This window comes from Lachnoclostridium phocaeense, assembly GCF_959599685.1.
In the GTDB taxonomy this organism is placed as follows: domain Bacteria; phylum Bacillota; class Clostridia; order Lachnospirales; family Lachnospiraceae; genus Claveliimonas; species Claveliimonas monacensis.
Genome location: NZ_CAUGIN010000017.1, coordinates 1 through 26,965, shown reverse-complemented (window position 1 = coordinate 26,965; position 26,965 = coordinate 1). Strand labels below are relative to the sequence as shown.

Sequence of the window (26,965 nt, the reverse complement as noted above, 5' to 3'; positions counted from 1 at the left end):
GTATGTGGAAAGCTGACTCGTCATACAAAAAGGGGAGGATCAACCTCCCCTATATAGCGGCGGATATTATTTCTTCTTCCGTTTGATGGCAAGTGCCGTTCCTCCAGCCGCGATAAGAAGTACAACACCTGCACCGATGAGGATGTATATCATGTGATCGTCACCGGTCTGGACTTTGCCCTTACCTGATGGTTCCGGGGTGTCGTCCTGCTGCGGCTGTACCGGTACCGGAGGCTTCTCAAGCACGGTCACGGTCTGGTCCTCGTCCTCAAAATCTTCGTGGCGCGCGATCTCCGTATCAAGTTCCACATCATAGAGCTTCTCGAACACGACCAGATCCTTGCCGCCTAAGGCTCCACCATCGAAGGTAAATATCACCTCCGCGGTGCCGTCCGGCTCCTTGGCTTCGAACTCTGCCTCGGCACGTACCTCTTGCCCGTCAACGAGCAGTGCCTCGCCGGTCTCCTTATCCATCAGCACGCCTTCCACACGGTAGATACGTCCCGGGATCAGATTTGCAAAAGATACTTCATCTGTCACTGTCATGGATCTATCCGCTGTCGCTTCCGGTTTCCCGTCAAAAGAAGCGTGCGTGCGTACAGCCGGGAAGTACAAGGTCTGGTCCGTATCTTCAAGGTCCTTATGGACGGCTACCGGTTCGCCTGTCTCTTCCAGCTTCACGGTCTCGTATACGACCACGGTCTCGCCGGCAAGAGAGGATGCGTCAAACGTAAACTCGACCTTGACCTTACCATCCGCTTCTTTGGGCGTAAACTCTGCCCGCGCGATAACTGGTCCTTTCCCTATCAGGACTTTTTCGCCGTCCTCTTGGTAGACCAGAGTCCCTGTCGCAATGTACTTGATGCCAGGCTCCAGGTTTTCGTAGGTGATCGTATCTTCGATCACAGCCTTTTCACTGGCCAGGATATTTTTCCCGCCTTCCGGTGTCAGTGCCATGGTACTGATCTTAGGCAGCTGGATGCTCTGCGCTTCATCCCCGATGTCCTCATGGGACGCTATCAGTGTATTCTCATAGTATAGCTGCTCAAATGCTACCAGGGTGATGCCGCCAAGTTTAGAGCCGTCGAATGTAAATTCTACATCCACACTGCCATCTGCTGTCTCCGCAGTAAATGTGGCTTCAGCATTAAGGACGTTACCTTCAGCGTCTTTGGCCGACTCTCCTGTTGACTGGTCCATCAGGACACCCTTCACAGTATATGTAAGTCCCGGTATCAGGTTCTCATATGTCACAGTATCCACGATGCTGACTTTATCATCGGCAAGCGAGATCTGTTTGTCAGTCTGGGCATCGACTGCCTGCGTTCCGATCTTTGGTATCCATATGGACTGGCCGTCATCGGATATATCCTGATGGTCGGCGACCAGCGCCTCACCAAGATACAGCTTTTCAAATACGACTACGGTATGCCCGCCAAGGCTGTGACCGTCAAATGCAAAGCTTACATCCACACTGCCATCTGCCTTTTCCGGTGTGAACTCGGCCTGTGCATGGACTTCGTTTCCATCAGCATCCAGGAGAGGATTTCCAGTATCCCGGTCCATGAGCAAGCCTTCTACCCGGTACGTAAGACCAGGAACCACATTCTCATATTTCACAGTGTCAGTGATAACGATCTTGTCGTCTGCATAGGAGAGCTGTGCGCCACTCTCATCATCTTTAGCGCTTGTAGCAACAGCCGGGAGCTGCACGGTCTGGCTTTCGTCGTCCAGGTCCTTATGCACCGCTACGCTCACGCCCGCAAAGAAGACTTCCTCCGTCACGACCAGACTGTGTCCAGCCAGGCTGCCTGCCTCTGCAGTGAGGTCGATCGTCACGGTACCGTCTGCGTCTTCTGCTGTGAAAGTCTCAGTGGCCGTTGCAATACAGGTTTCTGTGTCCCTGTCATAGAGCCGGCCCTCGACTTCATACTCCTGGCCCGGAAGCAGGTTCTTGTATGCGACTGTATCACGGACTGTTATGGAGCCATCTGCATAGCCGACATGTTCACCTGTCTCGGAATCCAGTGCTGTCGTGCCGATCCAAGGGATCTGGACAGACTGTTCAGGTGCTTCAATGTCCTCATGGTCGGCAACCAGTGCCTCACCGTAATAGAGTTTTTCAAAGGCGACCAGTGTATGGTCCTGAAGGCCCGTACCATTGAAGGTGAACTCCATGACCACGGAGCCATCCTGTTCCTTAGCCGTAAAGGTGGCTTCAGAGCGGATCTCTTCACCCTTATCATCAAGGGCCGGCTTTCCTGTCTCCTGATCCATCAGGATGCCCTGGGCCGTATAAGTAAGGCCGGGTATCAGGTTCTTATAGAAGATCTCATCCTGAATGGTGATGTTGTCATCCCCGCGACCAATGTGATCTCCCGTCTTGGAGTCAAGGGCTGTTGTTGTGATCTCCGGGAAGTGGATTGTCTGTTCTTTGTCATCCAGATCCTGGTGGTCTGCCACGAGCTCTTCCCTGCCGTCCGCTGTAACAACATACAATTTCTCAAACACGACACCCGTAGTGTCTTCCAGTCTGTCGCCGGCAAAAGTGAAGGTAACCTCCTGCTTTCCGGACTCTTTCTTTGCTGTAAACCGTGCCTCGCCCACGATCTCATTTCCACTATCATCCTTCATTGGCTCTCCGGTTTTCTGATCCATCAGCTGACCTTTCATGACATATTCATGGTCCTTTGAAAGGTTCGTGTACGCCACGGTATCAGTCAGATGGATCTCGCCATCCGCGTAAGAAATGTGTTCCTTCGTGTCATCATCCAGGGCCTGTGTCCCGATCTTTGGAAAATGGATCGTCTGCTTTTCATCATCCAGATCTTTGTGCTCCCCAATGCTGACATCTTTATAGTACAGTTCCTCGAAGGCAACGAAGTCTTTTCCTTCCAGACTAGAAGCATCGAAGGTAAAGACCAGGTTCATAACCCCGTCCGCTTCTTCGGCAGTGAACTGCTTGGTAGCCTTCACTTCCCTGCCCGCTTCGTCTTTTAGCGTCTCGCCTGTCTCCTTGTCCACCAGGACGCCGGACAGCACATAGGTGTATCCAGGTATCAGGTTTTCATAGGATACTTCATCAGTAAGCTTCACAAGTATGTCAGCGTAGGCTACATTATAGCCAGTCTCACTGTCTATGATCTGTGTTCTGATCTTAGGGATATGCACGCTCTGCGCCTCGTCGGAAGCATCTTTATGTTCCGCCACGCTCACTCCGTTATAGAACAGCTCTTCCAAGCAGACAAATGTAAGACCTTCATATCTTCCGCCATCCGGTACAGTAAAAGTAAGCGCTGTCTCACCATCTGTCCCTCCGGCTGTAAAACTCGTCTCCGCTGTAATGGCATTTCCTTCCGCATCGACGACAGGATCTCCTGTCTCAGCTACGATAAGCTGCCCTTTCACTATATACCCAAGATCTGGAAGTACATTTTCATACCTTACAGTGTCGGTGATCACGATCTCTTCATCTGCTTTCGCGAGATGGTCATTTGTTTCCGAATCAAGAGCTATTGTCTGTACCTTCGGCAGGTGCAGTGTCTGCTCTGCGTCGTCCATGGCTTTGTGTTCTCCCACCAGCACGTTGGTGCCGTCATCCTTGTGAAGGTACAGTTCCTCATAAGCGACCAGGTTTCGGCCATCCATGCCAGCACCATTGAAGGTAAAGATCACCTTATGCTGGGCATCGGCTTTTTCACCGACAAAGTAGTTCTCAGCCGTGATCTTATTTCCATCGGCATCCAGGGCTATCTCTCCTGTTTCCGGGTCCATAAGGTATCCCTTTAAGAGGTAGGTCCTGTCTGTCACGAGGTTTTCTACGGTGACTGTATCAGTCACAGTCACTTCCCCATCTGCTTTGGACATGTTCACTTCTGTCTCGTTATCAGTGATCTGCGTGTCCACGAAGGGAAGATGCACACTCTGCTCCTCATCCGAGAGCTCAGTATGCCGCCCGATCAGGACATCCTTATAATAAATCTCCTCGAAGGCAACAGCCGTTACCGGTTCCAGGCCCTCTCCGTTGAAGGTAAAGACGAGCTCCTCGCTGCCGTCAGCCGCATCAGCCATAAATGTGGTCTCAGCAGTAACCTCGCTGCCATCTGCATCTACTAGCTTCTCGCCGGTCTCCTGGTTGTAAAGGACGCCTTTGACCTCGTACTCTTTGCCCGGCAGTACGTTTTTGTAATTAACCGTATCCACGATGGTGACCGCTCCGTCCGCCATAGCTACATGGTCGGATGTGTCTGTATCCAGTGCGGTTGTCCGTACCATAGGGATATGCACGGACTGGAGTTCATCTGTCAAGTCCTTATGCTCAGCGACGGATTTTCCATTGAAGGACAGGTTTTCATATACGACTACAGTCTTTCCCTCCAGGGCCTTGGCTGGGATCTCGAACCGCATTTCTACTGTGCCGCTGCTTGTTTCTGCCTTAAACTGTTTTGTCCATGTTGTGGTAGTGCCGATCTCATTGGGTACTTCCTCACCTGTCTGGGCATCCCTGACAGTCGCACCCATCAGATAGGTGTATCCTGGGATCACATTCTCATACTTGACCGTATCGACGATCTCGATCATGTCATCCGCAAGACCGATATGATCCTTTGTTTCCGTATCTAGTGCTGTTGTCATGATCTTCGGAAGGTGCAGGTTCTGGAGTTCATCTGTCAGGTCCCTGTGCTCCGCTACGCTTGTCTCCTTGCCCTCCTCATTCAGGATAAAGAGCTCTTCGTAAGCGACAAGCGTCTTTCCTTCCATGCCTGTACCATTGAACTTGAAGACGACTTCTTTTGTGTCATTTTCAAGATCCGCATTAAAAGTAGTCTCGGATACGACCAGGTCCCCGTTTGCGTCTGTGATGACCTCGCCGGTCTCCTTATCGATCAGAGCTCCTTTGATCACATAATTTCTGTCAGTCAGCAGATTGGTCAGTGTCACGGTATCCGTAGCTGTTACGCTGTCATCTGCCTTGGACATATTTACCGATGTCTCGCTGTCGGTGATCCGGGTTGCCAGGTGCGGGATCCGTACAGTCTGCCCTTCATCTGCCAGGTCACTGTGCTCCGCTACGGACACGCCGTTTAGCAGGACATCTTCAAAGCAGACCAGTGTTGTCGGGTCCATACCCTCGCCATTGAACACGAACGTAACATCTACGGTACCGTCCGCATGCTCAGCGATGAAGGTAGTCTCAGACTCAATGGGTTTCCCGTCCGCATCCTTTTGCACTTCGGACGTATCGCGATTCAGGAGTTGTCCCCTGACCACATATTCATATCCGGGGATCAGGGTCTCGTAGGTTACAGTGTCAGTGACCGTGACCTCTTCATCCGCCTTGGAGATATGGTCGCCTGTATCCTTATCTAACGCTGTGGTACGTACCTTTGGCAGATGGATCGTCTGATCCGTATCTGTAAGGTCATGGTGTTCCGCAATATGCTCCCCATTATAGTACAGGTCTTCATATACAACGACTGTACGGCCCTCCAGGGTTTTCCCGGGGAAGGTAAAGGTTACATCCACCGTGCCGTCAGAGCTGTCCGGCGTGAAGAAGCTGCGCCCTTCGATGCCGGCTGCATTGTCATCCACTACCGCCTCACCAGTCTCCTGGTCCACAAGGAAGCCTCTGGCCTCATACTGTACGCCGGGAACCAGGTTTTCATAGGAAAGTGTATCAGTTACAGTCACTTCCCCATCGGCTTTGGAAATATGGTCTTTTGTTTCGGAGTCGACTGCGCTTGTCGCGATCTTGGGGATATGGATAGACTGTGCCTCATCGTTGATGTCTTTATGTTCGCCCACAGACTCTCGCAAGATCAGCATCCGGTGCAGGAATAATTCCTCGTAGGCCACGAATGTTTTACCTTCCAGGCCTTCTCCATTAAAGGTAAAGGTCAGGTCCACGGAGCCCTTCTCTTTGTCCGCCACGAAGGTTTCGCTTGCTTTGATCTCATTGCCATCCGCATCGAGGGCTGGTTCTCCTGTCTCCCGGTCCATCAAGATGCCTTCCACCGTATACCGGCGGTCTTTGATGACATTTTCTATATTGACAGAATCGATCACGGTGATGCTTCCATCTGCGTCAGATACGTGGAACTGGGTATCGCTGTCAAGGGCGGTCGTGCGTACCTTCGGCGATATGGTGGTCTGGGCCGTATCCTCTAGGTCCGCGTGACGCCCGATCACCTTACCTTCCAAAAGAAGGTCCTCAAAAGCTACCAGGGTCTTGCCCTCAATGCCTTTGGCTGCAAACTTGAAAGTAACTTCTGCAGTTCCTTTTGTTCCTGCAGCTTTAAAGGTCGTGGACGCTGTTACATCCTTGCCTTCATCATCCTTGATGGTCTCGCCGGTAGCCTTATCAACGAGGCGTCCCTGGATTTCATAGGACTGTCCCTTTTCTACGTTCTCATAGCTGACTGTATCACGGATCTCGATGTTCCCATCTGCCTTGGTGATATTTTCCTCAGTCTGCAGGTCTGTAATGGAGGTCCGCACTTTTGGCATGTACACGGTCTGGCCTTCATCGTCAATGTCCTTATGTTGCCCGATCAGCTTCCCATTGAGGTACAGTTCCTCGAAGGCGACCGCTGTCTGGCCTTCCAGGGTCTCTGCCGGGAAGGTAAAGGTTACCTGGGCTGTGCCCGCCGTATCTTCAGCGATAAATGAGGTCTCAGCTGTGATCTTCTCTCCATCATCATCGAGGAGTGCCTTGCCCGTATCCTTATCCATGAGCTGGCCCTTGACGGTATACTGGGTGCCTGCTTTCAGGTTTTCATAGGAGACTGTATCGACGATGGTAACTTCCCCATCGGCAAGCGCCGCGTTCATTCCTGAATCCTGGTCCTTCGCACTTGTGCTAAGAGCCGGGATATAGACTGTCTGGAGCTCATCATCCAGATCGTGGTGCTCTGCTACAGGTGCATTCCGGAACCAGGATGCGCGGATCATCAGTGTCTCATACACGACAAAGGTTTTTCCATCCAGTCCCTCGCCGTCAAATGTCAGGGTCACTTTTTCGATCCCCTGGCCTTGGTTTGGCGTAAAGGCGATCTCTTCGGTGATCTCCCGACCGCTGCCATCGATCGCCGGTTCGCCTGTTTCTTTATCATAGAGCTGTGCGTGGAGGGTATACTCTACACCGTCCATTACATTTTGATAGGTGACCGTATCGGTCACTGTGATCGTATCGCCTGCCTTGGATACATTAACGCCCGTTTTGCTGTCCGACACACTCGTGGATATAGCTGGAAATTTGATCATCTGGTCTTTATCGGATAGATCCTCATGTTGGGCGACCACTTTCCCATCCGCCGTCTCGATCCTCTCGAACACGACCAGGTTACGACCTGCAAGGCCGGTGCCGTCAAACTCAAATGTCATTTCCACTTCCCCGCTCGTCCGACGATTATCGAGCTTTTCCTGAGCAGTCACTTCTTTTGTATTCACTAGGAGTTCTTCTCCTGTGTCGGCGTCCATGATCCGACCTTTCACAATATACTCGCCTGCGGGCAGGTTCTCATAGGAAAGAGTATCCACAATGGTTACTTTGCCGTCCGCCAGTGACATGCCTAGCTCGGAGTCCGAATCTGCAGCATGAGTATCCACGGATGGGAAGAATACCATCTGCCCTTCGTCTTCCAGATCCTCATGGAACGCGATCTTGGTATCCTCAAAATACAGGGCCTCAAAAACAACGCCATTCTTACCAGCCAGACCTTCCCCGCTGAATGTAAAGGTCACCTCCGCCTCACCGGCTGTATCAGTCGGTGCAAAGGTAGTTTCAGCCGTGATCTTTTTTCCTGCATCGTCAAGGAGTGCCTCGCCGCTCTCCTGGTCCATGAGCTGTCCTTTCAAGGTATACTCCGTATACGGGTCCAGGTTCTGGTATACCACGGTATCAACGATCGTGATCTCACCATCCGGGTTGGACACATTGATATTTGTATCTTTGTCCTTCGCTGTGGTGCCAATAGAAGGGAAATACAGGGTCTGGTCCTCGTCCGTGTAATCCTCATGGGAAGCAATGACCTTATTATCCTTTTCGATTTGCTCGAATACGACATAGGTTTTCCCCGCCAGGCTCTTGCCATCCAGATTGAAGACGACCTCTACAGTGCCATCCTCATCCTTGGCTGTGAACTCTGCTTCCGCCGTGATCCGGCTGCCATGGTCATCCAGGGCTGCACGTTTAGTTTCCGGATCCATCAGGGTTCCTGTCACCTGGTATTTCCTTCCCGGCTCCAGATTAGTATAGGTCACGGTATCCACCAGACGGATGTCTTCTCCCGCGACCGCCACGCTGCTGTTTGTCTCGTTGTCAACGGCCTGGGTGCTCATGGACGGGAAATGGATCGTCTGTTCGATGCTGTTATAGTCCTTATGCTCCGCGATCACCTTGTCGCCAAGCCTGAGCTCCTGGAAGACAACAACATCTTTTCCTGCATAGCCCGTCGCGTCAAAATGGATCTCGATCTCAGTCTTTCCCTCTGCGGTTTTCGGGGTGAACTCTTTCGAAGCGGTCACTGCCTGCCCATCCTCGTCAACAACAGCCTTATGAGTGGATTTATCCATGAGCGTTGTAACGAGTGTGTATTCTTCGGTCTTTTTAAGGCCTGTGTAGGACACTTCATCCACGATGGTCACGTCATCATCCGCTTGCGCATACTGGCTGTCCGTGGCATCGTCCCGGGCCTGGGTAGAGATCGTGCAGTCAGCATTTTCGATATTCCCCAGATCGACCGTGAAACCGTCCTTGGTGATCACAAGCTGCCCTCGGTACAGCGTCTTCCCTCCATTTGCCTCACATCTCAGCTCTTCGATCGTGTACGTATCATACGGAAGAGCGCCTTTTTCGTCGTCTACCGCTACATTTTCACGATCGCCGTTTAACCCAAACCAGATACCACTGTCGGCCTTGCCACTATTCGTATCCTCCGAGTGTGGAGCATAGTCAGACTCGGAGGAATAATGACCATTTGCGTCTGTCATAAACTCATGGGACTCGCCAGTCGTGTTAGAGGTGATCCTGAAAGGAATGCCTTCCATGGGTTCCTGGGTTTCCTCGTCCAGCTTGGTCATAGAGAAATCTCCTCTCCGGACCTGCTCAGAATACATATATGTGTTGCCCCCAGTCAACATGGCCAAGCTGTCTTGCTGACGGATCTGGGAAACGTAGATGCCTTCGATCTTCTCCTCGCTGCCCTGTGCCTGCAGATAGGCTTCATCCAGCAGATAGCCATCTGGAGCCATAGTTTCTTGGACCGTGATCGTACCAAGGGGCAGGGTCGGGTTTGGATTATTACCTGTAAAATAGAAATCGTCACCTTCGACCAGATAATCCTTTGTCAGACCTGTGATATAACGGGTCGTTCCATCGCTGGTGGTGACTGGTTTCGTCTCGATCACCCAGCTCCTGGTGGGATCATCCGGAAGGTTATCTTCCTCATAGTACCCTGCGTAATAGTTAATGGTGAACTGAGCGCCTGCCAGTGATGCTGCGCCCTGGGTCACCTGGTCGCCTGTCTCCTTATCTATCTTGATCAGCTCGATCACATTAGGGTCATTCACAGGCGTGTCAGATACCCGGACATAGGAAGTCTGGCTCGCGTTGACCGTGACGGTATACACGTTATTGTCTTTGGCATACCCGGGAGGGGCTACGGTTTCTTTTACATAATAAGTACCGGCATCCACCTCGATGGTGTTGGAATTGCCATCCGCTCCAGTCGTAAATGTTGCAACCTGCTGGGAACATCCTGCGTCTTTATAGACTCCGTACTGGGCTCCTGCCAGGGAATAGCACGGGTTTCCGTCCGTCAGCCCAGTATCTGCCGAAGATTTCTGGAGCTGTGCCCATCCCTTTGGTTCATGCTCCAACCATACGATATGCTGCAGGTCATTATAGGCGATATATACTTGATACTCGTCCATGGCTGCGTGTGCGTCCAAGGCCCAGGAGCCATCCACGATCGCCTGGCCATACTGATCGACCATGCGCTTTACACCTGTCTGCATGCTGGGACTCAAGCCTTGCAGGCTTCCACCATAGGCATAGCTCAATGCCGCATGTGCGTAAGCATAACCGTTATTATCCCCTTCATATAAGATGACTCCATATGGATCATGGAAGGGATATCCAGGTGCAATCATAAGAAGGGCCTTGATCAGGTCATTATCCAGCTTTGACACGGTATACTGCCCGCTTGGTGCCGGTTTTTCCGGCTGGACGCAGAAACCGTTGTAAGTTCCTGTCTCTGTCTGTACTCTGAATTCCCTTGTAAACCAGCTGCCATAGCTATGGGAAGCTCCTGGCGTGATCGTACAGATGGACCCCACTGTTGAAAACGGCATGATGCCGCCTTCCATGATCGCCATCCTATCTGTTTCTTCTAATTTACTGTCTTTCCCATAGATGACCGGGCCATCCGGGACCGGTATGTCCGAGGGAAATGCGGGGACTGCGCTCTCATCTTCCACATCCGCGTCATTCACATCTGCAGTTCCCTCGGTCTTCTTCTCGACCTCAGTATCTTCTGATGCCGGATCTTCTTTGAAGCTTCCTGAAACATGCAGATTGGCTGCGGGCATTGTGAAGGAATATTCGGTATCTTCCGTTCCTGTCAGTTCATCTACGACCTGGCCGCCATCATCCGTTAGGACGATCCCGTCCGGGACATAACCGTCCTTTGCAGTGGCGTTCAGGCTTACGCTCTCACCTTCAGCAAATGCCCTTGTTTTCTCTTCGGAACCGGCAAATGCCAAAGTGCCATGTTCGCTGTCATCGATCGTGACAGTGTACACAGTGTCTGACTGTCCGTCAGTATCCGGGCCCGCTGCCATTCCGGTCATGCCCGTCATACCTGACAAACACATGGTCATGGCAAGCACAGCGGCTAGTGCCTTCTTGAGATTTCGTTTCTTCTTCATAATCTCCTATTTTCCTTTCTAAAGATTTGAGTTAACTTACTCAGTAATAGATTGCTAGAAAGGATTGCAGTTTTTCAGCGTGGAAATCAAGGAAGAATGGAGATTTTCGTTAGAATGGGTACTTAGTGATCAGGAGGTTTTGTCTTAATTATGAGATGCTATTATCTGACATAAGGGATAAGATCGACTGAATGTGTGATAAAAAAGGAATTGTATAAGGATAAACTGGTATCAATAAATGGATAAGGATACATCGCAAATATGCAATGCCCCTATATTTCTTTCAGCCAGATAAGATTAAAATGCTAATAAGGCTAAATTGTGGCGCAGGTCCTGTATAATGGATCTGCGCCTTTCTTTTGTCTCCTCTATCTCGTTGCACCGCAGCTAGTGCAGTAGTCATAATCATGGATCTGCGGGGTTTCATAGTGGCCTGCGCCTACGTTTGTCTGAACCTGGACGTTTGAATAACCCCCTCCACACTGAGCACTATGGAGTACAGGATCGTCTGTACAATCTGCTCCACATTTATTGCAAATAGTTCTCCACTCATATACTGGAGTATCGGCGATCCATTGAGGAGTCCCTGGACTGTAATGAGGCACCCAGTTATGGACATGGGCAGGCTGCGGCGCTGTCCCTTGTGAGGGCTGTGTATCTTGAGCTGCCTGTTGCGGGGCCAGATCTCTGGATCTGGGGGGCTGTTCAGGCTGCTGAGATAGCGCTGCCTGCTCAGGCTGATCCACTGTTCCCTCCGGCAGGGCGGTCTCCGGATTTCCTTCAATGGCTAAATTCATTTCTGTATCTTTTAGGCAATCTACAACCTCGACTCCAGATACGTGCATGGCCATTTCCGTACCCGGCACAGGATTTGCCAGATAGATCCCTGTTCCTCCTATTCCGACCACCACACAGACACTGGCCGCCAAAGCCGTTCTGCCTGCTGCTGTATGGAGTATCACTGACTTAAGGCCATTCCAGGTAAGACCTTTAGCAACAACATCCTCCTGGGTCGCGTTTTTTGCTGCATCCGCAACCTTGGACACGCTCTCTGTTAGTGTATTTCCGGCTGTAGTCATCTCTGTACATCCAGGTAATCCGGCAGAAACTTGCTGAAACAAGAGGGCTATCTCCGGCTCTGCAAGCTCTGGAGCAAATAGATCGTCGTAAAGATCCAGTATATACAGGAAGAAAGGTATCGGCGCAAGGCCATAGAGCTTCGTTCCCTGTTTTTCCAGTGCAAGGACCTTCACTTTGATCTTCTCTTTTGCTTTGTGGACACCAAACCGCACAGCAGTGTCAGAAATATGAAGGACCTCGCCGATTTCCTTGGATGTCATCTGGTCTCGCCACAAGAGGATGCAAAGGCGCTGCGTGTCAGGGAGCTCCCCGATCATCTCGTCTATGAGGCGTTTGCATTCCTTTCCATCCATGGCGGCTTCCGGGTTGAATTCAGGCTTATGCTCCGGTACGGTCAGATCAAGAAGTCCTTCGGTCCCTGTCTCTTCTACTGTCTCCCCGTCGATCTGATGTTTTTGGGCGGCCAGCATATTTAGACAGACCGTCCTGCAGACCTGCTTAGACCAGGCCAGGAAGTTTTCGGATGATTCCAGGCTATCAAGCTTTTCATAGATCCTGATATAAGTTTCCTGGAGAGCATCATCCGCGTCATGAGGATTTTTCAGATACTTCACGGCCACTGCTTTCAGGTGAGGCAGGGAGTATTCATATATTATCCGGAAGGCTTCCTGGTCGCCGGATATGGAATTTTGAATGATCTCTTTTGTAATACCATTGCCCATAAGTGAAACCTCCCCCTTGAAAGTCTGTTCTGCTCGTGTTTTAGCTAACTACTCATATTATACATTTCGTGTTACGAAAATACTATGTTTATAGTTAATTTGTTAGTGAAAAAGGAGGCAGCTTAATGCCACCTCCTAATTTCTCGCCGAGTTTTCTGTGTGTTACTATTTTTTCTTTCTGCTGTACCCGAATGCACCACCAGCTGCAACCAGGAGTACAATGCCTATGCCTGCGAAAGCATACATCGTGCGGTTGTCACCAGTCTGTACCGTACCCTTTGGCGGAGTTACCATGGTCACTGTCTGGCCTTCATCATCGATGTCTTCATGGTTTGCGACCTCGATATTCGTATCAGTCGTGTAGATCTTCTCGAATACTACCAGGTCCTTGCCGCCAAGTCCCGTACCGTCAAATGTGAAGTCAAGTGATACGGTTCCTGTCGCCTTATCAGGAGTGAACTCCTTCTCAGCCGTCACTTCCTTGCCGTTGATAAGGAGTGCTTTGCCTGTGGATTTATCCATCAGGGTACCGACTACTTTATAGGTAGTGCCCGGGGTCAGGTTCTTGAATGTTACTTCGTCAGTGATAGTCACATTTTTCTGAGCCGTTACCTGTTTATCACCATCCGCCTTATCGGATGCTCTCGTTCCAATCTCGGGGAAGTAGATCGTCTGGTCCTTATCCTCAATATCAGCGTGGACTGCTACGGTCCGGCCTTCATATGTCACGGTCTCAGACGCAACGATCGTCTTCCCTGCCAGCACGGAACCATCAAAAGTGAAAGTGATATCTACTGTGCCGCTGGGCTTTTCAGGGATGAAGGTTGTTTCAGCCGTTACTTCCTTGCCGTCAATGAGAAGAGCCTCGCCGGTTTCCTTATCCATCAGAACGCCGGATACTTCATACTCTTTCCCGGGGATCAGGTTCTCGTAAGATACATGATCCACGATCGTGACTTCCTTGTCTGCCATTGAGTCGTGGGTTCCGGTCTCTGAGTCTTCTGCCTTAGTGCCGATCTCAGGAACATAAATGGTCTGGCCTTCATCGTCAATATCCTTATGCTCTGCTACGCTTACAGGTTCTTCCTTGCCAATATCCATGAGCAGGTCCTCATAGACCACAAATGTCTTGCCTTCCATGCCTGTGCCGTCAAAGATGAATGTTACTTCTACGGTACCATTTGCCTCTTCCGGAACGAATGTAGTCTTGGCCGTTACCTTCTCTTTATCCTCGGACATCTCTGCCTTCGGAGCTTCGTTTACATGGAGCTCTCCATCCAGGATATAGCCTTCCATGTCTTTCGCATAGGAACCACTCCAGCTGATGAGCTCTTCCGGAATCTCAGTCACATCCTCGGAACCAACGGCGGTATATCCATCATCGCCCTTCACGTAAAAACCAGGTGCTACTGAGTCGTTACCTTCAGCGATGTATACGCTTTCACCCGCCGGGATCGTGACAGCCTGAGCTCCATCAGGGATTTCCGTGACTGCATCCTGGATCGTACCGATGCGTGCTTCAACCACTTCACCAGTCGCTTTGTCGATCAGTTCTCCAGTCATGATGTAGGTCTTGCCAGGGATCAGGTTCTCATATTCTACCGTGTCAACGATCGTGATCTGGCCATCCGCATAAGAATTTTGGATGCCGGTCTCATCATCGAGCGCCATGGTCCCGATCTTCGGGATATAGGATGTCTGCTCCTCGCTGTTGATATCCGTATGCACGGCATAGGTCTTATCACCTCGTGACAGCTCTTCGAATACGACGATCGTCTGTCCTGCCAGGTTGCTTCCATCGAATTTGAATTCTACCTCTACTATGCCGTCACTGGTTTCCGGGGTAAAGGTCGTCTCAGCCGTTACTAGATCGCCGTTCGCATCTTTTATAGGTTCGCCTGTTTCCTTGTCCATGAGCGTACCCTCAAGGACAAACTTTTTACCAATCGGAAGGTTATGATACTCCACGGTATCCTTCAGGACAATTTCTTTGTCAGCTTTTGTCACATTTGTCTCTGTCTCGCTGTCGATCGCTTTTGTCCCGATCTCGGGGAAGTGGATCGTTTGTCCATCGTCATTGATATCACGGTGTGATGTTACCAGTTCGGATCCAAGGTACAGATCCTCAAATACGACAACATCAGTTCCAGCAAGGTCTGTCGCGTCAAATGTGAATTCCACCTCTTCCGTTCCCTCTGCCGTCTTGGGGGTAAAGGTGATCTCTGATGTGATCGGGTTTCCATCCTTGTCAAGGACAGCGGAGTTGGTTCCCTTGTTCATGATCGTTCCGACCAGTCTGTATTCCTCGCCGCGGTCAAGACCCACGTAGGAAACTTCATCGATGATCGTGACTTCCTCATCTGCCAAAGAGTAATGGTTACCGGACTCTTCATCCTTGGCTGTTGTCTGGATGAACAGGTCCGGGTTCTCAATGGTACCCATGTCAATCGTGAAGCCTTCACGGGATACTGTCAATGTTCCCTTAAAGAGGTTCTTATCCGCGTTAGCCTCACACTCCAGCTCTTCTATGGTATAGGTGTCATACGGAAGAGCCCCATACTCATCATTTACCTCAACATTCTCACCGTCAGCGTTGAGACCAAACCACAGGCCGCTTGTTGCCTTGCCGCCGTTGGTATCCTGGGTATGCGGGTTAAAGGAGGATGCGGAGCTGTAATAGCCGTTTTCATCCGTCATGATCTTATGCGTTTCACCGGTAGTATTAGAGGTGATCTCGAACGGGATATTGGCCATAGCCTCTTTATTCTCTTCATCCTTCTTCGTAAACTCAAAGTCGCCACGGATCACGCGGTCACTCATGGAGTATTCGTTGCCTCCCTGAAGCCTTGCCATGTCTCCCTGCTGACGTATCTGGGCTACATATACGCCCTCGATTATTTCTTCACTTCCATCAGCCTGTAGATATGCTCCATCAAGATTGTACCCGTTGGGGGCTTTAGTCTCTTCGATTGTGACAGTTCCTAATGGTAATACTGGATTGTTGTTCCCTACATAATAGAACTCGTCACCAGAGACTTTATACTCGTTAGCTAGGCCTGTAATGTAATGGATCGACCCATCATTATAGGTAGCTGCCTTAGTCTCGATTACCCACGTTCTTGTCGGCTCCTCGGGAAGTGTATCCTTATCATAGTACCCAGCATAGAAATTGATCGTGAACTGGGCTCCTGCAAGTGATGCCGCCCCCTGCGTGGTCATGTCGCCTGTCTCCTGATCGATCTTGATGATCTCAATGGCCGCCGGGTCATTGGTAGGCTGGTCAGATACCTTCAGCACTGATGTCTGGTTGGACTGAACATTGATCGTATAGGTATTGCCATCAGTCGCATATCCGGTGGGGGCCTTTGTTTCCTTTACATAATACGTGCCAGCATCAAGCTCTACAGTATTGGAGTTGCCAGCGGCATCCGTAGTAAGTGTAGCGACCTGATTGGCGCATGCACTGTCACTATACACGCCATACTGTGCGCCCTCCAGCGTGTAACATCCGTTTCCATCCGTGATGGATGTGTTTGCAGAGGATTTCTGGAGCTGGGCAAAGCCAGTCGGTGATTCCTCACACCATACGATGTCCTGCAGCCCATTAATGGCAATATAGCAAGTATATTTGCTTAAGTCATCCACGCCATAACCGGATCCATAACCATTCCCGGTATTATTAGCCACGTTCTGTACAAGCTGGACCATATTCCTGATGCCCTGCGAATAGGAACTGGACAGGCCGGTCAGGTCGCCCGTATAGATATAGGCAATGGCTGCATGTGCGTTCTGGTACCGGTTTCCATCAACAACGGAAGGATTTTCGTCATAATAAATGCTTCCATGCGGGAACCCGTCTATTTTCCCGTCCAGGGGGCCGCCAGGCGCACACAGGATCGCTGTCCTGAGAAGCGGGTTGTTGTCGATCTCATAGGCTGTCAGAGTCCCGGTTCCCGGGGAGTTAACATTCGGCTCGGCACAATACGCCGTCTGGCCATCAGCGGTAAACCGATGCGTGAACCAGCCTCCGTAGTTGATCTGCTCTCCTTCCACGATATACGCTGTCTTGTCGGGCTGCCCGTTGGAAAGAGAGAAGGTCTGGATCGGGCTGAAATCCGTAGAGGAGGATTCGTATGTCCCGATATTTTCTTCCGCCTGCTCCGTCAGCTTCTCCAGCTCCTTTTCTGAAAACATACTCATATCAAACTGTGGAGCATTCTCATCTGAAACCTCCTGGTCAGCAATCTTGTTATCAGATGTTTTTTCAGCAAACGCAGGCGTGACCTTCAGATTTGCCGCGGGCATGTTAAAGGAGAACTCGGTATCATCCGTACCCATGATCTCGTCAACTGCCTGTCCGTCTTCATCCGTGATCGTGATGCCATTCGGGACATACCCCTCATTGGCGGCCACGGTCAATTCCACCTTGTCTCCCTCAGAGAAGTCCATGACCCTGTCATCATTGTCTCTGAATGACAGCGTTCCATATTCGCTGTCTTCCAGCGTGACAGAGTAAATTGTCTCCTCTTTGGGCCCACTGTCCGCGGCAACACCCGTGATACCACAGGACAGGCACATCGTCATCGCGAGTACCGCAGCCAGTGCTTTCTTGAGATTTCGTTTCTTCACCATAATCTCATACCTCATCCTTTCTAAAGATTTGTGAGTTTTTCTGCTCAGTAATAGATTGATTAAAAAGGTTGAGATTTTAGGACAGCACGATCTTATGCAGGGTTAAGAAGTCCTTGATGTTGTCCAAATAAAATAAATATCATATGCTCCTTGACAGAGTTCGAGTATGTAGATACAATTAAAGTACAGAATATTGTACGCTAGGAGGTGCTCATTATGCTCGCGACGAACTATACACATCTGAGAGAAAACATGAAGTCCTGCATGGATAAGATTACGGATGATTGTGAGACCATGATCATTACACGGAAAAATAACAAAAATGTTGTCATGATGTCTGAGGAAGCTTACAACAATCTAATGGAGAACCTTTATGTGACTGGAAGCAGAGCTAATTACGATTGGTTGATGGAATCCAAATCACAATTAGAAAAAGGCAACTATTCTGCTCACACTCTTAGTGAGGTGGCTGATAATGAATAAGGTTTTTACAGACAATGGATGGTCAGATTATGTGTATTGGGAGACCGAAGACCGAAAAACACTTAAAAAAATCAACAGCTTGCTGGAAGACATTGACAGGAACGGGAATACTGGCATAGGCAAACCGGAGCCCTTACGGGGAAATCTGTCTGGTTTCTGGAGCCGGAGGATTAACGAGAAAGACAGGCTGATCTATAAGATAGAGGATGATACGATTCAGATCCTGTCATGCAGATACCACTATTAGGCACAGTTATAATCAGCAAAAAGGCACCACCTGTTTTGGTAGTGCCTTTTAGATTATTTTAACAGATCAACAGCGTACAGGGATGCCCCTGTTTCGTTATACATATAGTACCGGATCATATGCCGGCACTGGTATGGACCTTTTGACCGTTTCCCGATGGAGAAACCGTATGGCCTTTCCGACTCTGACAGATACCCTATGAGAGTTCCGTCTGGCAAATGATAGAAATGATCCTTTTCTTCCATTTCCCGGCAGAGCCTTCTGAAACTCTCGCAATCAGTCTTTCCTATCTTTAGGACTTGCGGCTGCTTGATCTTTTCCGCAGCATATACCACAGGGTTGATGTCCGTATACAGATTGCAACCAAACCGCAAATCGCTGTTGAGCAAATAGATTTGACTGACTAATTCGTGGTCCATATGTGGCAGACAGAAGGAATACATCCCTTCTTTCTTTAACCTTTCTATGTGCTCATCCATCCTTTTGGGATGCAGCGTATCATACAGAGGGATGTAGGGAATGCTGATCCATGTCTGTTCATACAGCAAACGCTTTTCATGCTGGCACACCGCCTCACGTTGCAACCGCTGGAATTCCGCTCCAGAGCAGTCATGAAGACGAAAAACCGTTCCATCCCTCTCAACTTTAACCCCGCGCTCCAACAAGAGTTTTTCTAAGTCCTTCTCCATACCAATATAGGCGTTATTATACAATTTTAAATCTTTAACTATTTCCATTCTTATCCTCCCTAGATCAATGAAATGCTTTCTGTAAAATTTGTCATCTGCATGTTGACTTTAATTTCGATCCTTCTCTTTTTATTCGAACATTCCTTTCCTCCCTCCGTCACTCATTAGTCTTAATTAGAGTGTGCTATTTGTGACGGATAATAATATGGGCAAAGCCTAAAAAAGAACCGCTCTCGGCGATTCCTTTCCTTAGCACTTTCTTAGTATTGAGCGATCTTGGTTGCACTTGGCTTGCTGACATCCACAAAATAGTCAGCTGGAAACTGAACAACTACTATTTGAGAGTCTTTCTCGACTTCTACTGTTATGTCTGACACTTTCTTTGTCACGCCCTGTACTTCTGAGCGCGCTCCAGTCACAAGATAGTATTCTCCTTTTTTTAGCCCTTCCGTCTCCTCTACGTCATCCCGCAGCCTCACGACCTGCTCTTTCCGCAGATCAACAAGTTTTCCGTTAATGACGACCATATTCTCGACGATCTCAAGAGCATCTTCTTCCGACCTGTCTACGGCAATCCTAGAGGAATTGTCCTCTTTCTCCTTAATATCCCTACTTAGTGCATTGTATGTCTTCAGAGAAAGGCAACCTGAAATGACCAAGGCCACCATACAGATAGTTGTTAACACAAGGTTGATCTTTATTAAATTCTTTTTTATCACGACGTTTCCCCCTTCCAAAATCTAATTTACGTCTTTTGAATGTGGCAGAGGGGAGCCTTGCGGCCCCCTCCTCCACTCTGAACCTATGATCTACCGTGTCGCACCGCAGCCAGTGCAGTAGTCATAGTCGTGGACGTTCTGGATGTTTGACACCCAGTGCTGGCTCTGCTCATAGTGTCCAGCGCCTACATTTGTCTGAACCTGGACGTTTGAATAACCCCCTCCACACTGGGCACTGTGGAGTACAGGATTGTCTGTACAATCTGCTCCACATTTATTGCAAATAGTCCTCCACTCATAAACTGGTGCATCCGCCACCCATGTATTAGTCGTCTCATAGTGTCCATTGTCCACCTGAGAATAATGCGCTACCCAGTTGTGGGTATGGGCGGGCTGCTGAGGCTGGGAAGGCTGGGTTGTCTGTCCGCCGGAAGACCCGGAGCCACCCGTGCTGCCGCCAGAAGGCTGTGTGGAACCTGTATTGCCGTTGGGCTTGCTGGAAGAGTCGGAACTACCGCTATTTCCAGAATTGCCCTTGTTGCTTTCGTCTCCGGCCGATGCCACTTTGTCTTCCTCGCCTTTGGCGCTGTCAGGTGTCTCAGTCTTGTCTTCTACTTCCGTGCCGTCCGTCTTGGGGACCGTTTCATTTCCGTCAGTCCAGACCACTTCGCCCTTATCTGCCAGGTCTTCTGCTGTTTCCTTGTCTACAACCTCAATCTCCTTGTCGATCTCTACATCCTCAATGCCGTCATTTTTCTGGTCATCAGAAGCAGCCTCTTTATCATCCTCTGTCTTGCCATCTGTATCCGTCTGGTCATCTCTTGTTGCATCCTGGTCTGTGCCAGTCTCGTATTTTCCGGTATCCTCCTTGCTATCCTCCGTTTCATCTTTGGACTCCTCTTTCTGGCTGTCACCCTGGGATGTTTCCGGGTCTTTCTTGTCCTGTTCCGCAGTGTCCTTCTTGTCGTCATCCTTCTTGTTGCTTGTATCTTCCTCGGATGTGTCCTGGTCTGTCGCAGTGCTGCTTCCGGACTGATCCGTAGTGTCGTCTTTAGCCTCGTCTTTCTGCTCCTCCTTGGATGTATCCTTGGAGTCGTCCTTTGTGGCGTCCTCGGTCTGGTCCTTGGTGTCATCTTTCTGTTCTTCTTTAGAGGCGTTGCCTTTCTCGGTCTCTACATTCTTGTTGTCGTCTTTTGTCGTGTCTATTTCTGAGTCACTCTTGGTGTTGTCCTTATTGCTGGTGTCTTTGGAGTCATCCTGGGTTGCCGTTTTCTTATCGGTCGTATCTTTGTCTGCACCAGTCTCCTCTTTTGCTTTTTCCTTTGCCTGCTCCTCCTGGTATTCTTTCAGGGCCTCTACATCGACGCTGACAGTGTAAGTTGTCGTATAGGTTCCCTTCTTCCCCAGGTTCACCTTTTTACTGTCAGCCTTCACTCCCTTGATGATGTCCTTATTGTACTCAACTCCGTGCAGGTAGTCAATGTCTTTGGCCTTTTCCAAGATATAGTGATCCTCCAGACCTGTGATCACTCCTTCAAGGTCTTTCTCTGTTAGTTTGTGAGAAGTTACCTTGGCGGACTCTGTCTTTACAGAGGCATCATCCTTCTGTGTACACCCTGTTACCGGTACTGCCAGCAGGGAAGCAGTTATCACGACTGCTAATGTTTTGATCATGGTACGTCTCTTCATAATTGATTTCCTCCTTTTTCTTGCCCTACCATGGGCTTTGCTTTGATCCTCCCAAAATTCTCTGAATTACAGTTTCACCAATAGAGTGATCGGAATTTTTCTGGGGACCATTTTTTGCACTATCTTTTTTGGAACTCCACAGAAGCCTTGTTTTCTTGGGTTCTACTATATAGACAGGATGAAAAAAAGAAATGTTAGCTTGAAAAGATTATTTATTCATTTATGTTCTGCAGAAATATCCAGCAATTAGGATAATATATGAGTGCTTAAGGGATATTTATCCTCTATATTATGGAATGTTATCCACTATAAGGGGAAAAATATCTGATATATATGTAGAGCCCGTCCGTATAGATAGTCAAAATCATCCATAACCCGTTTTAATCAGAGAGCCAAAATATTTGTCAGAATTGCTTTGATTATGTCGTATAAGCTTCCTTCGTCCCTAACCCTCTTCCACTTTAAAAGACGTCACGATCACCACCAAAAACGTCAAAACCGATGTGACGCAAATTATACCCTTTTTGCACGCTGAGTGACGCTAGATATATTCTCGATGACACAAAAGACATATTATTGAGCTGATACATACGTGTTTTGATGAAATACGGGTATTTTGGCCTTAATACACCATATATCCCCCTAAAGAGCGACGTCTTTTAAAAGACGTACAGCGAGCGACAAAAGACATCATAACATCACATATTATATGATTAATTGTTCGTTTGAATTATGTGAAATAGATTGACAAGATAAAAGACAGCATATAGAATAACATAAGGAGGTGAATCATCCCATCGTAGATAACCCAGGCAACCCTGATTTGCAATGAAGGTGCCTGGGGACTTATTTTCCAGGGTTTTTTAAAAAATAAAAAAAGAGAAGAGCTTCCTTCCGATGTCTCTTCTCCTCTTCATCAAGCCGAAAAATCTGCCCGCCGTACCGGACTTTCCGGCCTATTCCGCCAACGAGCCTGCGGAAAACAAGGTGTTCATAAAATAATCCCACTCAAGTTATACATATGTTAATACAACATAATTTTTTTGTCAAGTATTTTTCCCATATTCTGCTGATTTTCCGCTGATTTCCGCATATTTTACTCTCATTTTCTTCACTTTGCAGCATTCTTTTGCAACGGCTGATCAGAAAGTTCCATATTTTGTCTCAACAAACGGCGGATGTATTTGCGTGACTTTTCATTTTCTTCAGTCTGATAGCCAGTCCTGTCAACCCACATGAGGAAAAATATGTACTTTTGGAGCTCCGGCTCGATCTCACTTCTCAATTCCCCTAAATTTGGTGCATAATCGTTTGCTTTGTCCGGCATAGTGTCAAAGACTTCGTTGTATTTGTCATAATCATCATAGCTCATCAAGAATGTTTTCATTATCCAGTACCTCCTCTTCTTTTTTATATTATGTAAGAAAACAATCTCATTTCTGAATTTTCCACAAAATGGCGGGCAAGAATGCCCGCCATTCACCTTATTCTTCACCACGGTTTCTAAAATTGCTGTACCAGGAGCTATTTGATGAACCATACCCTACATCCATATTGTCCATCATTTCTTCCGCTTTCTCCTGTGATTTTTCCTGTGCAGATTTATCCTCTTCTTTCTCATACTTATCACCTAAGAGATAAGATTCAGCAGCATCCGCAAATTCCAGGAAGGATCTGTCGTTCTTGGCTTCAAGGTCATGCCTGACATCAGCTCTTTTCTCATTAAGCCAAGTCTGGCGGTCCGAATATTCGGAATTAATCGTTGATTTGTTTCCATCCGAATAAACAGATAACAGGTTTCTGAGATCCTCACTGGAAGCCAGTGACGGCGTACTAAGCCCGCTGTTTGCTTTCTCGAAAATATCTCCAATGCTGATATTGGTCTTTGCTGTTGAAAAAGCACTTCCCGACATAACAGAACTGTACGCCTGGTTTATCGCGTCCTGGCCGGCTGAAAGCATAGAGCTTACAGAGAACCCCTCCGGGATAGTCGGCTCTTTCAATTGAACATCCTGCACAATATTCCCGTACTCTTCATTAAATAGAGACATACACCCTTGTCCCATGCCAGACAGATCCGCACCAATATATTGTTCTTCCATATCAGCCGCGAGACAAGCGTACTGCATGTTAAGGAGTCCCATATCTAATATATCGTCAGATCGTCCTTCCATAGCCGAGATTTCAAAAGCAGGGTCTTCCGAAAGCTCTTTTCCTCCGCTCTCGCTGAGGAGCTCAGAAAATGTGAAAGTTTCGCCGGACTCCAGTTTGTCTCGCATGTTTGAAAATAAGATATCCAAGTCAGCTCCAAGGAGATTTAAGGGCTCCTCTTTCGAAACTACATCCTTCTCGGAAGTATTTTCCTCTGATCTGTCATCTCTGACAGTCACCTCCTGTCCCTCTTTTTTGGCTTCATCGCTCTTGTTCTCTAATTCACTCATTGTCTCCTCTGCCTGCACTGTGGATGGATAGGTTGCAAGGCACAAAGATATCCCTAAAAAGCAAAGTATTTTATTGTACCTCATGATAAGTTCCTCCTTTCGTATATTAGAATGATTTTTTTTGTCGTTGATAACTGTTGCGTAATAAATCCAAAAAAAGAAGCCCTTGTCTCATACTAAAGTCGTAGGATTTTCAGGATCAAATACAAATCACACGAATTCTGTCATTCTACTAATATCAAAAAAGAAGCAGCGAGGTGTAAAAATTGAAAATTGGATTAATCGTAGAGTATGAAGACATTATGCTTGGGAACCGCCGTGACTTTTCCAGTGCCTACGTCAATAGGCAGACGCTCCAGAGGGACTGCATCGATCTTCTGAAGTATGTGTTCGAGGATCTGCTACACTGGACGCCTTCTATGATTATGGACTTTACGACAAAAGAACTGCTTGATCAGCTCCATTTAACTCGGATTATCAGGCGCCTAGAATTCCCTCCGGAAATTGATCCCGAGAAGGACCTTTTTTATTTGCCCGTACTCATGTATCCGGACAAGCTTGGTGTATCAAAGAGGGATCTGGTCCTTCGTGTCTACCAAAAACTTCTAGCAGGAAAACTTTCTAAGTACCCCAAAAACTTTTTCCTGAATAAGGACGGTGATATAAACGCATGCATCTGCCTACAGTACGCGATCAACACTGACTTGCAGCTGGAGTCAATTGAAGACTTGTATGCATATTTCTCAGATAAATCGAAATGTTCCAAATTTCTCCATGAGCATAAGCTGTATAACGCATGCAGGGAAATCTATGAATATCCTATAGATTTCTTACACGACTCATTACCTACTGAGCAGCAGGAAGAACTCTTATACCGGTACTATCGCTTCAAGACCGTATTCGAAGACACCAAAAAGGCAAGGAGGGAGAAAGCGTGCGGATAAAGATCAATGGAGAGGAATTAAGACTGCCTATAGGAGAAGTAAGAGCGTGCAAGCGGATCATGTCCAAGTTCTTTATGGATATGAAGAGGTGGACAGACAAACACCGACGTCCGACCTATTACTTTACTCTGCTGGTAGTCACCCATGTTATGACTCAGAAACTCCTGGATGAATTTGACCCGAAAGCACTTGCCAACGTCATGAACAGCTTTGCATCCCTCACCCAAACAAATAACGAAACAGAGTAAGAGAGCCATACGGCTCTTTCAGACTGAAGACAAAGGTGGTGCTGGAGCCCTAGCTCCAGTACCACCTTTGTCTTCAGTCTGAAGCGGAACCTGGTTTCGCTTTTCGCGTATTATTCTACAGATTTGATTGCCCCATCTATTATTTCATATGTTTGGTCGGCAGTAGCTGCAATGCTATTTGAATGAGTTACTACAATAACGCATTTTGACTTTTTATGTGCTTGTTCGCACAATAAATGAACTATTTCGTTCGATGTTTTTTCGTCAAGGTTTCCTGTCGGCTCATCAGCCAAAATAATGGGAGTTTCAGCAGCGATTGCTCTTGCGATTGCTACTCTTTGTTGTTGCCCCCCTGACAATTTTAATACGTTTCTTTTCGCTTCATCTTCTGAAATCCCTACTTCTTGTAAAAAAGGTAATGGAGAAGATTTGGCTGTAAGCATGACATTTTCCAGCGAAGTCATATAATTAATTAAGTTATAATTTTGAAATACAAAAGACACACATTCTTTCCTGTATTTTTCATATCCTATTTTATTTATATTGCTTCCCCTATAAAGTATAGATCCTTCCCTGGGCATATCAAGTCCACCTAACAAAGACATTAATGTGGTCTTCCCTGATCCCGAGGCTCCGGTAATAGCATATATTTTTCCTGTACAAAAATTTAAGTTAATATTATCTAAGATACGCTTTGAGCTATTATACCAGTAGCTTACATTTTGGAGTTCCAATATTTTTTCATTATTCATGTTCGTGTCCTCCGTTAAGAATCCTTGCTTAAAATCTGCTTAGGGCTAAATCGTACTATGCAAATGTGTGATGTTAGCATTGCCATTAATATAATAAACAGTCCAACTGCACCAGAAAACCATACTCCTGCTGGAGTCAGATAAAACTGGATATTTGGTAAAATGATGTTTATTACTATACACAAAATAATTATAGAAATTGAGGCTGCAATCCAGGATAAAGAATACAAAATTAAACTTTCTATAAAGTGCTGTAGAATAATGTGCGTTTTTTTTACGCCTAATGACATAAAAATAGCTATTTCTGATCTCCTATCCCTTAAATGGATCTGCATTACTCCGAACAATATTAACATACCAGCTAATCCTAAAATCCATAGATATATGCGTATTAGTCTCGCCATACTCTGTAGTTGCTCTTCTGATTGTTCGTATCTATAGTTCATGGTGTTAACTTCTCTATTTTCGAAGGCAGCTTCCTCAGAAAGTTTTTGAATAGTTTGGTTTACTTTCTGTGGAGAGTCAAGGAAAAATTGTACCCCACCTGTATATGTATTTCTCTTATTACCCTCTAAATAGGAAGCAATCTCCTTACCGGTATTGTTATCGATAAAGATATAATTATCTTCAATATTACATTCAGCAGTGTCTGCCTTTACTTCTTGCTTATGGTTGCTTTTGTAGATACCTTTGATTGTGAAGGTATACGTTTTTCCTTCGGCTTCACTATCAAATAAGGAAAGTCTGCTTTCAACTATATTTGCAGTTATTGTATCGCCTATAGTATAATTATTAAGAGTGGCCAGTGTATCAGATATGAGTGCTACCATAGTGTCTGTTTCTTTTATATGTTCCCCTTCTATGAGTTCCCTGTTTTTATTTTGGAAATCCTCATAGTCTTTACTCTGAGTGTTGCTTATAAAGCGGCTCATATATTCTTCGGTATTTCCTGTTCCCGAAAATCTTCCTGGGATCAATGACGTATTCGGTACACTTAAATATAATTCAATTATGGCATTAAATCTTATGATATTATTATCTTCCATAATCTGTTCAATATAGTTATCATCTATCCTATATGCAGCATCAACTGAATAAACACTGAAATATCCTTCCATCCCTTTATATATTTCTTCTATGTTTTTTTGAATGCCGCTATTTACTGCTATCCCACCTAAAAATAAAAACATTAGTAAATACATAATAAAGAATAGTAAAAAGGATTTTTTCTTCAACCTTTTTAAGTATAGAGTTGCTCTTTGCATTATGCCTATGTTGTGATTGTTATTATTGCTTTTCCCAACATTTTTCATAATCCGTCCTCCCTACTTCTAACGGTAGTGTCCAAAACTACCATGCTTTTTATTGGTTAAAGTTACGTTTTACCTTG

The 26,965-nt window shown here is 47.4% G+C and carries 14 protein-coding genes; 4 read left to right on the top strand and 10 right to left on the bottom strand.

Going from position 1 to position 26,965, the window contains the following annotated elements; translation table 11 throughout:
* Positions 1–66 precede the first annotated feature (66 nt).
* The 3 genes from Q5911_RS09100 to Q5911_RS09090 all read right to left on the bottom strand — a co-directional run bounded on the left by Q5911_RS09100 (position 67) and on the right by Q5911_RS09090 (position 17,363).
* Positions 67–10,929 carry a VaFE repeat-containing surface-anchored protein gene (locus Q5911_RS09100; protein WP_303182454.1) on the bottom strand — a complete coding sequence of 3,621 codons (10,863 nt, stop codon included), beginning with the start codon at positions 10,927–10,929 and terminating at the stop codon, positions 67–69.
* Positions 10,930–11,297: 368 nt separating this feature from the next.
* Complete coding sequence (locus Q5911_RS09095; RefSeq protein ID WP_303182453.1) at positions 11,298–12,731, bottom strand: sigma-70 family RNA polymerase sigma factor; 1,434 nt, start codon at positions 12,729–12,731, stop codon at positions 11,298–11,300.
* Between the two features lie 165 nt (positions 12,732–12,896).
* Positions 12,897–17,363 (bottom strand): VaFE repeat-containing surface-anchored protein, encoded by a 4,467-nt coding sequence (locus Q5911_RS09090; RefSeq protein WP_303182452.1) that lies wholly within the window; start codon positions 17,361–17,363, stop codon positions 12,897–12,899.
* A gap of 216 nt (positions 17,364–17,579) precedes the next feature.
* Here Q5911_RS09090 and Q5911_RS09085 point away from each other — a divergent pair, with 216 nt between their 5' ends.
* Both Q5911_RS09085 and Q5911_RS09080 read left to right on the top strand, forming a co-directional pair.
* Positions 17,580–17,846: a type II toxin-antitoxin system Phd/YefM family antitoxin gene (locus tag Q5911_RS09085; RefSeq protein WP_303182451.1), complete on the top strand. Its 267-nt coding sequence runs from the start codon at positions 17,580–17,582 to the stop codon at positions 17,844–17,846.
* Positions 17,839–18,093 carry a Txe/YoeB family addiction module toxin gene (locus Q5911_RS09080; protein WP_303182450.1) on the top strand — a complete coding sequence of 85 codons (255 nt, stop codon included), beginning with the start codon at positions 17,839–17,841 and terminating at the stop codon, positions 18,091–18,093. The genes Q5911_RS09085 and Q5911_RS09080 overlap by 8 nt, the downstream gene beginning before the upstream one ends.
* Before the next feature lie 53 nt (positions 18,094–18,146).
* Here the strand turns inward: Q5911_RS09080 and Q5911_RS09075 are convergent, their stop codons facing one another.
* The 5 genes from Q5911_RS09075 to Q5911_RS09055 all read right to left on the bottom strand — a co-directional run bounded on the left by Q5911_RS09075 (position 18,147) and on the right by Q5911_RS09055 (position 23,715).
* Entirely contained in the window at positions 18,147–18,830 is a 684-nt protein-coding gene (locus Q5911_RS09075; protein WP_303182449.1) for a hypothetical protein, read from the bottom strand.
* A 212-nt stretch (positions 18,831–19,042) separates the two neighbouring features.
* Entirely contained in the window at positions 19,043–19,501 is a 459-nt protein-coding gene (locus tag Q5911_RS09070; protein WP_303182448.1) for a hypothetical protein, read from the bottom strand.
* A gap of 90 nt (positions 19,502–19,591) precedes the next feature.
* Complete coding sequence (locus Q5911_RS09065; RefSeq protein WP_303182447.1) at positions 19,592–21,190, bottom strand: hypothetical protein; 1,599 nt, start codon at positions 21,188–21,190, stop codon at positions 19,592–19,594.
* 1,111 nt (positions 21,191–22,301) lie between these two features.
* On the bottom strand, positions 22,302–22,730 hold the full coding sequence (locus Q5911_RS09060; protein ID WP_303182446.1) for a hypothetical protein: 429 nt from the start codon (positions 22,728–22,730) through the stop codon (positions 22,302–22,304).
* Positions 22,675–23,715 carry a hypothetical protein gene (locus Q5911_RS09055; RefSeq protein ID WP_303182445.1) on the bottom strand — a complete coding sequence of 347 codons (1,041 nt, stop codon included), beginning with the start codon at positions 23,713–23,715 and terminating at the stop codon, positions 22,675–22,677. The genes Q5911_RS09060 and Q5911_RS09055 overlap by 56 nt, the downstream gene beginning before the upstream one ends.
* Before the next feature lie 182 nt (positions 23,716–23,897).
* Between Q5911_RS09055 and Q5911_RS09050 the strand changes: the two genes are divergently transcribed.
* Positions 23,898–24,575: a hypothetical protein gene (locus Q5911_RS09050; RefSeq protein ID WP_303182444.1), complete on the top strand. Its 678-nt coding sequence runs from the start codon at positions 23,898–23,900 to the stop codon at positions 24,573–24,575.
* A complete protein-coding gene (locus Q5911_RS09045) occupies positions 24,566–24,823 on the top strand; it encodes a hypothetical protein (RefSeq protein ID WP_303182443.1) in 258 nt (85 codons plus the stop codon). Before Q5911_RS09050 ends, Q5911_RS09045 begins: the two co-directional genes overlap by 10 nt.
* A 110-nt stretch (positions 24,824–24,933) precedes the next feature.
* Here the strand turns inward: Q5911_RS09045 and Q5911_RS09040 are convergent, their stop codons facing one another.
* Together Q5911_RS09040 and Q5911_RS09035 are read right to left on the bottom strand one after the other, a co-directional pair.
* Entirely contained in the window at positions 24,934–25,575 is a 642-nt protein-coding gene (locus tag Q5911_RS09040; RefSeq protein WP_303182442.1) for an ATP-binding cassette domain-containing protein, read from the bottom strand.
* A 14-nt stretch (positions 25,576–25,589) separates the two neighbouring features.
* Complete coding sequence (locus Q5911_RS09035; protein WP_303182441.1) at positions 25,590–26,888, bottom strand: ABC transporter permease; 1,299 nt, start codon at positions 26,886–26,888, stop codon at positions 25,590–25,592.
* Between the last annotated feature and the right edge of the window lie 77 nt (positions 26,889–26,965).